The organism is Chromobacterium sp. Ag138 (assembly GCF_055181315.1).
The window spans coordinates 4,478,355-4,485,742 of record NZ_JBUPWA010000001.1; the positions used below are offsets into that span (position 1 = coordinate 4,478,355).

Below are 7,388 nucleotides of genomic sequence, written 5' to 3' on the forward strand. Positions count from 1 at the left end.
TAGGGAAACCCTCGTGTTCAACAAGATCACCAAATCGTTCCAGCTCGGCCGCCAGACCGTTACCCTGGAGACCGGTGAAATCGCCCGCCAGGCGTCCGGTTCCGTAGTTGTCTCCGTAGACGACACCGTCGTCATGGTCAGCGTCGTAGGCGGCAAGAACGTCAAGCCGGGCCAGGACTTCTTCCCGCTGACCGTCGATTATCTGGAGCGCACCTACGCCGCCGGCAAGATCCCGGGCGGCTTCTTCAAGCGCGAAGGCAAGCAGTCCGAGAAGGAAGTGCTGACCAGCCGCCTGATCGATCGCCCGATCCGCCCGCTGTTCCCGGAAGGCTTCTATCATGACGTGCAAATCGTCGCCACCGTGCTGTCGCTGAATCCGGAAGTGGATTCCGACATCCCGGCGATGATCGGCGCTTCCGCCGCGCTGGCCATCTCCGGCCTGCCGTTCGCCGGCCCGATCGGCGCCGCCCGCGTCGGCTACGCCAACGGCGAATACATCCTGAACCCGACCAAGACCGAACTGCAAACCTCGCAGATGGACCTGGTCGTCGCCGGCACCCAGCGCGCCGTGCTGATGGTGGAGTCGGAAGCCAAGGAACTGCCGGAAGCCGTGATGCTGGGCGCCGTGGTGTTCGGCCACGAGCAGATGCAAGCCGCGATCAAGGCCATCAACGAGCTGGCCGACGAAGTGAACCCGGTGATGTTCGACTGGGCCGCTCCGGTAGCCAACGAAGAGCTGATCGCCCAGATCCGCGGCATCGCCGGCGAGAAGCTGGCCGAAGCCTTCCGCCTGCGCCAGAAGCAAGCCCGCACCGTCGCCATCAACGAAGCTTGGGCCGCGGTCAAGGCAGAGCTGATCAACGAAGAAACCGACACCCTGAAGGCCAATGAGATCAAGGGCATCTTCAAGGGTCTGGAAGCTGAAATCGTCCGCGGCCAAATCCTGGCCGGCGAGGCCCGCATCGACGGCCGCGACACCCGCACCGTGCGTCCGATCAGCATCCGCAGCAACGTGCTGCCGCGCACCCATGGCTCCGCGCTGTTCACCCGCGGCGAAACCCAGGCCATGGTGGTGACCACGCTGGGCACCAAGCAAGACGAGCAGATCATCGACGCGCTGGCCGGCGAGTACACCGAGCGCTTCATGCTGCACTACAACTTCCCGCCGTACTCCACCGGCGAAGCCGGCCGCATGGGCCCGCCGAAGCGCCGCGAAATCGGCCACGGCCGCTTGGCCAAGCGCGCGCTGGTCGCCGTGCTGCCGCCGGAAGACGAATTCGGCTACTCGATGCGCGTCGTGTCGGAAATCACTGAATCCAACGGTTCCTCGTCGATGGCTTCCGTGTGCGGCGGCTGCCTGTCGCTGCTGTCCGCCGGCGTGCCGCTGAAGGCGCACGTGGCCGGCATCGCTATGGGCCTGATCCTGGAAGGCAACCGCTTCGCGGTGCTGACCGACATCCTGGGCGATGAAGATCACCTCGGCGACATGGACTTCAAGGTGGCCGGCACCGCAGGCGGCATCACCGCGCTGCAGATGGACATCAAGATCCAGGGCATCACCAAGGAAATCATGCAGGTGGCGCTGGAGCAGGCCAAGGAAGGCCGTCTGCACATCCTGGACCTGATGAAGGAAGCCGTGGACGGCCCGCAAGAGCTGTCCGCCCACGCTCCGCGCCTGTACGTGATGAAGATCAATCCGGAGAAGATCCGCGAAGTGATCGGCAAGGGCGGCGAAACCATCCGCTCCATCACCAAGGACACCGGCTGCGAGATCAACATCGAGGAAGACGGCACCATCACCATCGCTTCGGTCAGCAACGAGGGCGCGGAAGCGGCCAAGAAGCGCATCGAAGAGATCACCGTCGAAGTCGAAGTGGGCAAGGTGTACGAAGGCACCGTGGTCAAGATCCTCGACAACAACGTCGGCGCGATCGTTTCCATCCTGCCGGGCAAGGACGGTCTGGTGCACATTTCGCAGATCGCCAACGAGCGCATCAAGAATGTGTCCGACTACCTGAAGGAAGGCCAAGTGGTTAAGGTCAAGGCCATCGAAATGGATGACCGCGGCCGCATCCGCCTGTCCATCAAGGCCCTGCTGGAAGAAGAAGCGAAAACCGCCCAGGCGACCGCTGACGCCTTCGGCCTGAAGACCCAGTAATCCTTTTCCGCTCTTGATGGGCGGATCCGGAACGACAAACCCCCGCCTTGGCGGGGGTTTTGTTTTGGAGCGGGGTTAATGGATGGTTTCGCGCTTCAGGCCACCGCGTGCCGCGCCAGCGCGGCGCTTTGCTCGGCCAGCTTGTCTTCCAGCTGCTTGACGTAGAACTGCAGGATGCCGATTTGCTGGTTGTCCGCGCCTTGTTCGCGCAGCATGGCGCTCAGCGCCTGGTCGGCCTGGGTTTTGTGCTCGGCCAGCGCCTGTTCCGCCTCGGTCTTTTGGGCGGCCAGGGCCTGGTTTTGCTGCAGCAGCGGCTTGGCGGCGGATAACTGGCCCTGGGCTTGCGCCTCCGCTTTTTCCTGCTTGCCCTTTTCCGCCGCGCGCAGCGCCGAGCCGGCGGCGACGTGCTTGCCGATCTCGCCCAGCGTGGGGGTGACCAGTGTGCCCAGCACGGCGACGACCTGCTTGGCGGTGCCGGCGGTGGTGGCCGGATCGAGGTAGGCGGTGAGCAGGCCGCCGAGCAGATGGGCGGAGCGTATCCCCAGCGAGGTGTAGGTGCCGGCTTTCATCGCCGTTTCGTCAGACGCCTTGCAGCGCTTGGCGATGGCGTAGACGGCGTTGCCTATGCTGTCGCCCTCCATCGGCAGGCCGCTGCCGCCGCCGGTCTTGCTGCGCCAGTCGTGCAGCGCGCAGCAGGCGTCGGCCAGCGCCATGGCGAAGCCGACGCCGGCGAAAGCCAGCAGCGGCGCGCCGGCGCCGCCGGTGAGCACGGTGACGGCGATGGCCGCGCCCAGGCCCACCGCCGCGCCGGCGAAGCCCAGCGCCTTGACGATGAAGTTGCGCTTGGCCAGGTCCACGCCGCAGGACTTGGCCTTGTCGGCGGCTTCCTTGGCGCTTTTATCCAGTTGCGCCAGGTCCGGCGCGTCTTTGATCTCGCTGGCGACGCGAGGCGCCGAGATGCCGATCTCGTCGCATTGGACGCCGACGCTGTTGGCGCGGCTGGCCGGCTGGTTGGGCTGGACGCCTTGAATCGATGAGCCGGAGATGCGTACTGAAGCTTCCATGCGGTTTCCTTTCCTTGATTCTTTGTCGGGTCAGTGGTTCAACTTTGCCAGCAGGTCCTCGGCGCGCAGGCGCAGCGCGTGATGGCCGGGCTTGTCCGCCTGGCCGTAGCACAGGGCGATGGCCGCGTCCAGCGCGTCGCGCGCGCCCTCGATCTCATCCAGCCGCAGCAGGCATTCGCCGATATGGAAGACGGCGAAGGGGTCGTCTGCCTGCATCGAGGCGGCATAGCTGAAGAACGCCAGGGCATGCTGCAGCTCGCCCTGCTGCTGCAGCGCGCAGGCGAAGGCGAAGTGAAAGCGGCGGTCGCGCGGCTGTTGCAGCACGAGGAAGCCGAAGTCCGAGGTGGCGGCGTCAAGATCGCCGGCGTTCCAGGCGTCGTAGCCGCGCGCGTAGATGGCTTCCAGCGCGGCGGCGTCCAGGCCGCCCAGCGAGGCGAGGCTGCTGCGTCCTTCGATGATGTCGCGGCAATGGCGGGCCAGCGCGTCGCGCTGGGAAGCATGAGCGGCGGGGTGATTCATGCGGTCATTTCCTTGGCGTGGAGGCCCCAGCATGGCGCCGGGCCAGGTTGGCCGCTTTGGCAAAGCGGCTGGGAGTTTGGCAAATCGTCGGCGAGCAGGCCGTAGGCGCAGATGTCATGGCGGCCGTCCGCTAGCCGCAGCATGCCGCGCAGCGTGCCTTCGTGCTGAAAGCCCAGGCTGGCCAGCAGCCGGCGCGAGCGCTGGTTGCCGGATAGCACCCAGGCCTGGACGCGGTGGATGGGTTCGCCCAGTCCGCCGGCGAACAGCCAGGGCAGCAGCGGGGACAGGCATCCCGCCATCAGGCCCCGTCCCCAGAGCGTCGGGCATAGCGTGTAGCTCAGCGTCAGGTGGCCTGCCTGGCGCTCCCAGTCCGTCAGGCGCAACACGCCGGCCAGCCGTTCCTGGCCGGCATGGCGCAGCGCGTAGGCGCGTCCTTCGCTGGGCGGAAGCGAGCGCGCGGCGTCGAACCAGGCTCGCATCGCGTGCTCGCCGCCTTCGGCCAGCCCGCAGGGGCCGGCCACCCGGGGATCGCCGTAGAGCGCGCGGTAGCGCGGGTAGTCCGCGGCGGAGAGCGAGTCCAACCGCAGGCCGGCGCCGCTCAATGGCAGCGGTAGCGCAGCCATAGCTCGTCGTCCAGCCGCACCGGCTGGGCGCCTTCGGCCAGCATCAGCTCGGCCAGCCGTTGGCGGGTCTGATTCAGCTTGGGGTCGCGCGGAGCGGACAGGATCATGGCGTCGACGTAGCGCAGCGCCGGCACCGCCCGCGTCAAGCGGCGCAGCAGCGCCATCAGCGCCAGCACCGCCTGGCCGTCCGCCGCGACCGCGGCGAAATCGCACAGGATCAGGCGTTCGTCTTCCTGGCGGTAGGTGAGCGCGTAGTTTCCGGTCTCTATGCGCTGCCCCAGCAGAAAATCGCTGTCCAGGAAGCGCTGCGGCGCCGGATTCAGGCCTTCGGCCTGGAGAAAGCGGGTGACCTCGTCCATGCTCCGTCTTCCTTACGAGAACCGCACGCTGCTGGCGATGCGCTCATGCGCCTGGTTGAGGGTGCTCAGGATCTCGCGCAGGTCGGACGACACCTTGAGCGCCTTCTCCAGCGTCTCGTCGGAGCGCTTGAGCAGTTGCTCGGACAGGCCGTGCTGGTAGTCGGCCACCGCCTGCTGTTCCTGGGCTTCGCGCGACTGGACGTTGCCGAAGTGCACGCCGACGTTGCCCTGGATGATGCTGTCCGCGCCGCGGCCGATCTGGGAGAAGGCCTCGCTGCCCTTGGCGCCCGCCACGCCGCCCAGGAATTGGGTGACGCCGCCGGCGATCTGTGCCCAGGCCTGGGCGTTTTTCGCCGAGAAGTCCTTCTCGATGGCGTCCATGCGGGAGTTGAACGAGGTCTTCTGCATCTGGAAGGCGTTGTTCTGCTGGGTCTGGTTGTACTGGCGCAGCAGGTCGCGCAGCTTGCCGAACAGCTGGCCGAGCTGGACCATCAGGTCATTGAGCTGGCCGATGGCGTCGCCGCCCTGGTCGCCGGCCACGCTGAGCACGGGAGCGCCGCCGCTTACGCCATTGGAAGTGATGGGGGATGTCATGATGCTTCTCCTTGTGTAATCAGGCGATGTTGGCGGCGATGCTGCTGAGCACCGCGCCGGTTTTGAGCTGGCTTTCGGAGCCGCTGGCCAGCGCCTTGCCGGCGCCGTCCATCAGCTGGCCGATGTCTTCGCGCGCGCGTTTTTTCAGCTTGTCGAACTCGTCGAGCATGAATTGCATGAAGTTGCCTTCGGCGATCAGTTGCTGGACGATCTTCTGCAGCTCGGCGCGCTCCTTGGCGATGGCGCCCTGCGCGATGCCGTTGGCCCCCTGCACGCCGCCTGTGACGACCGCCTTGACGACGTTGGGTGCGCTCTTCAGGCAAGCGCTGACGGCCGCCTGCACGATTTCGCGCTGCACTTGCTTGACGATCTGCCGGGTCAGCTCCTGCGCGGTGGCTTCGGCGCCGGACTTGAGCGCCTTGGTGGCGACGGTTTCCACGGCCTTGGAGACCATGGTTTCGATCGCCTGCTTGCTGAAAGCTTGCAGCAGCTGGCCCTGGCCGAAGAAGCGGGCGGCGGTTTCGCTGAGCTTCTTCGCCACTTCCGAGGCGGTTTTCTCGGCGACTTCCGTGGCCACCTGCTGCGCCACGTTCTTGATCACTTCCTGGGCCACTTCCTTGCCGGCGGCGCCGGAAGCCTGCTTGATGGTGTTTTCCAGCAGCTCGCCGGCGCCTTTCTCCACCACGGTCTTGGTGGTGTTGGCGACGGTCTTGGCCGCCATCACGCCGCGTCCCACGCTGATGAAGTCCACGCACATGCCGGCGATTTCAAACGCCAGCTGCACCTTGCCGGCCACGTCGCCCACTTCCTTGTAGCGCTCGGCGTTCTTGGGATCGATCAGCGCCAGGGTGGAGCACATGGCCTTGACCAGGCCGGCGCAGCCGGCCGCCAGGTCCATCGCGCCGCCGGCCACGCTGTTGGCGGCGCCGGTCAGGCAGCCCACGGCGATCTTGAGGACGCCGCTGACGACTTCGGCGATCGCGACGATCCAGTCGACGATGGCCGAGAAAATGCCGGCCTTCTGCGCCTTCTGCGAGTCTTCTATCGCCTTGTCCACCTGCTTGCGCAGGTCTTCGTTCTGGCGCAGGCGCAGGTTTTCCGCGCCCTGGGTGCGGATTTCCAGCGCCAGGGATTTTAGGTCGGCGCTGTCGCCCAGGGCTTTGACGCCCAGCAGCGAGGCGGCCAGGCTCATCGCCTCCATCGGCGTGCGCTCCAGCTGCGCCAGGGTGATGGGCTTGCCGTTCTCGCGCGGGCCGAACACCGCCAGGATGCGGTTGAGCGCGCCTTCGGCCATGCGCAGCGTCGCCGTTTCGCGCGGCGGGGGCGGGGAGTGGAAATCGCGGTTGGCGTTGGCCTCCCGGCCGCGGGCATTGGGGGCGGACAGCGGGTCCAGCGCGCCGGCGCCGACGCGCTGGCTGGGCGCGGCGCCGTCGGTTTCGTCCGGGCGGCGCAGCTCGCCGAGCGGGACGGCGGAAAAGGTTTCGGTGATGGAATTCATGCGTGTTCCTCCTTGGGGCATGAGGCGGCTTGTTGCTGTATTTCAGCTTTGAGTTCCGCGTATTCGGGCTTGGCCGCGCACCACTTGAGCGCCGCCGCGAACGCCTTGGCCGCTTGCGGCCGGTTGCCGCTCAACTGGTGGCTGAGGCCGGCCAGATAGGCGGAGCGCGGATCGTCCAGGCGCAGCAGGCCGGCCTGGCCGAAGCAGAAGATCGCTTCGGTGTGCTCGCCCAGCCGCTGGCAGCACAGGCCCAGCGACAGCCAGTAATCGAACTGCCAGTGGCTGAGCCGGGCCAGCATCAGGTAGAAGCGCTTGGCCCCGGCGTAGTCGCCGGCGTCGAACAGCTGGCAGGCGTAGGCGTAGACGCGGTCCAGGTCGGCGGGGTCCAGATTCACCAGCGCCTGCAGCGTGCCGCCCTGGGCGAAGAAGTCGCGCACCGTGTCCAGATCGTCTTGCATCGGCGTGTCCTCCATGGCGTTAGCGGATGTTCTGCGAGATGGATTTGTTCATCTCGGCCAGCAGCGACTGCATGCTGTTGATCAGGCTGACGCAGACGTTGTACGACTGCATGGT

At 66.5% G+C, this 7,388-nt stretch carries 8 protein-coding genes; 1 reads left to right on the plus strand and 7 read right to left on the minus strand.

From position 1 onward, the window contains the following. The first annotated feature begins 13 nt into the window (after positions 1-13). On the plus strand, positions 14-2,158 hold the full coding sequence (pnp, locus tag ACY3GB_RS20890) for a polyribonucleotide nucleotidyltransferase (protein WP_463090416.1): 2,145 nt from the start codon (positions 14-16) through the stop codon (positions 2,156-2,158). A 95-nt stretch (positions 2,159-2,253) separates the two neighbouring features. On the opposite strand, the gene ACY3GB_RS20895 is transcribed toward pnp, so the two are convergent. Genes ACY3GB_RS20895 through ACY3GB_RS20925 form a run of 7 tightly spaced genes read right to left on the minus strand, consistent with a single transcriptional unit; the run spans position 2,254 to position 7,273 of the window. After that, on the minus strand, positions 2,254-3,222 hold the full coding sequence (locus tag ACY3GB_RS20895; RefSeq protein WP_463090417.1) for a hypothetical protein: 969 nt from the start codon (positions 3,220-3,222) through the stop codon (positions 2,254-2,256). Between the two features lie 30 nt (positions 3,223-3,252). Beyond that, positions 3,253-3,741, minus strand: coding sequence for a SycD/LcrH family type III secretion system chaperone (locus tag ACY3GB_RS20900; protein WP_463090418.1), 489 nt, complete (start codon positions 3,739-3,741; stop codon positions 3,253-3,255). Then, entirely contained in the window at positions 3,738-4,364 is a 627-nt protein-coding gene (locus ACY3GB_RS20905; protein WP_463090419.1) for a GNAT family N-acetyltransferase, read from the minus strand. The genes ACY3GB_RS20900 and ACY3GB_RS20905 overlap by 4 nt, the downstream gene beginning before the upstream one ends. Beyond that, positions 4,340-4,723, minus strand: a complete 384-nt coding sequence (gene sseE, locus ACY3GB_RS20910; RefSeq protein WP_463090420.1) for a type III secretion system effector protein SseE — start codon at positions 4,721-4,723, stop codon at positions 4,340-4,342. Before sseE ends, ACY3GB_RS20905 begins: the two co-directional genes overlap by 25 nt. 12 nt (positions 4,724-4,735) lie before the next feature. Beyond that, positions 4,736-5,317: a type III secretion system translocon protein SseD gene (sseD, locus tag ACY3GB_RS20915; RefSeq protein ID WP_463090421.1), complete on the minus strand. Its 582-nt coding sequence runs from the start codon at positions 5,315-5,317 to the stop codon at positions 4,736-4,738. A 19-nt stretch (positions 5,318-5,336) separates the two neighbouring features. Further along, on the minus strand, positions 5,337-6,815 hold the full coding sequence (sctE, locus tag ACY3GB_RS20920; RefSeq protein ID WP_463090422.1) for a type III secretion system translocon subunit SseC family protein: 1,479 nt from the start codon (positions 6,813-6,815) through the stop codon (positions 5,337-5,339). Beyond that, positions 6,812-7,273: a SycD/LcrH family type III secretion system chaperone gene (locus tag ACY3GB_RS20925; protein WP_463090423.1), complete on the minus strand. Its 462-nt coding sequence runs from the start codon at positions 7,271-7,273 to the stop codon at positions 6,812-6,814. The genes sctE and ACY3GB_RS20925 overlap by 4 nt, the downstream gene beginning before the upstream one ends. Positions 7,274-7,388 lie beyond the last annotated feature (115 nt).

Bases quoted from the DNA above. Each gene is read 5' to 3' on its own strand.
- ACY3GB_RS20905 (WP_463090419.1), bottom strand. From the start codon at position 4,364: ATGGCTGCGCTACCGCTGCCATTGAGCGGCGCCGGCCTGCGGTTGGAC.
- sseD (WP_463090421.1), bottom strand. From the start codon at position 5,317: ATGACATCCCCCATCACTTCCAATGGCGTAAGCGGCGGCGCTCCCGTG.
- sseE (WP_463090420.1), bottom strand. From the start codon at position 4,723: ATGGACGAGGTCACCCGCTTTCTCCAGGCCGAAGGCCTGAATCCGGCG.
- ACY3GB_RS20895 (WP_463090417.1), bottom strand. From the start codon at position 3,222: ATGGAAGCTTCAGTACGCATCTCCGGCTCATCGATTCAAGGCGTCCAG.
- ACY3GB_RS20900 (WP_463090418.1), bottom strand. From the start codon at position 3,741: ATGAATCACCCCGCCGCTCATGCTTCCCAGCGCGACGCGCTGGCCCGC.
- sctE (WP_463090422.1), bottom strand. From the start codon at position 6,815: ATGAATTCCATCACCGAAACCTTTTCCGCCGTCCCGCTCGGCGAGCTG.
- ACY3GB_RS20925 (WP_463090423.1), bottom strand. From the start codon at position 7,273: ATGCAAGACGATCTGGACACGGTGCGCGACTTCTTCGCCCAGGGCGGC.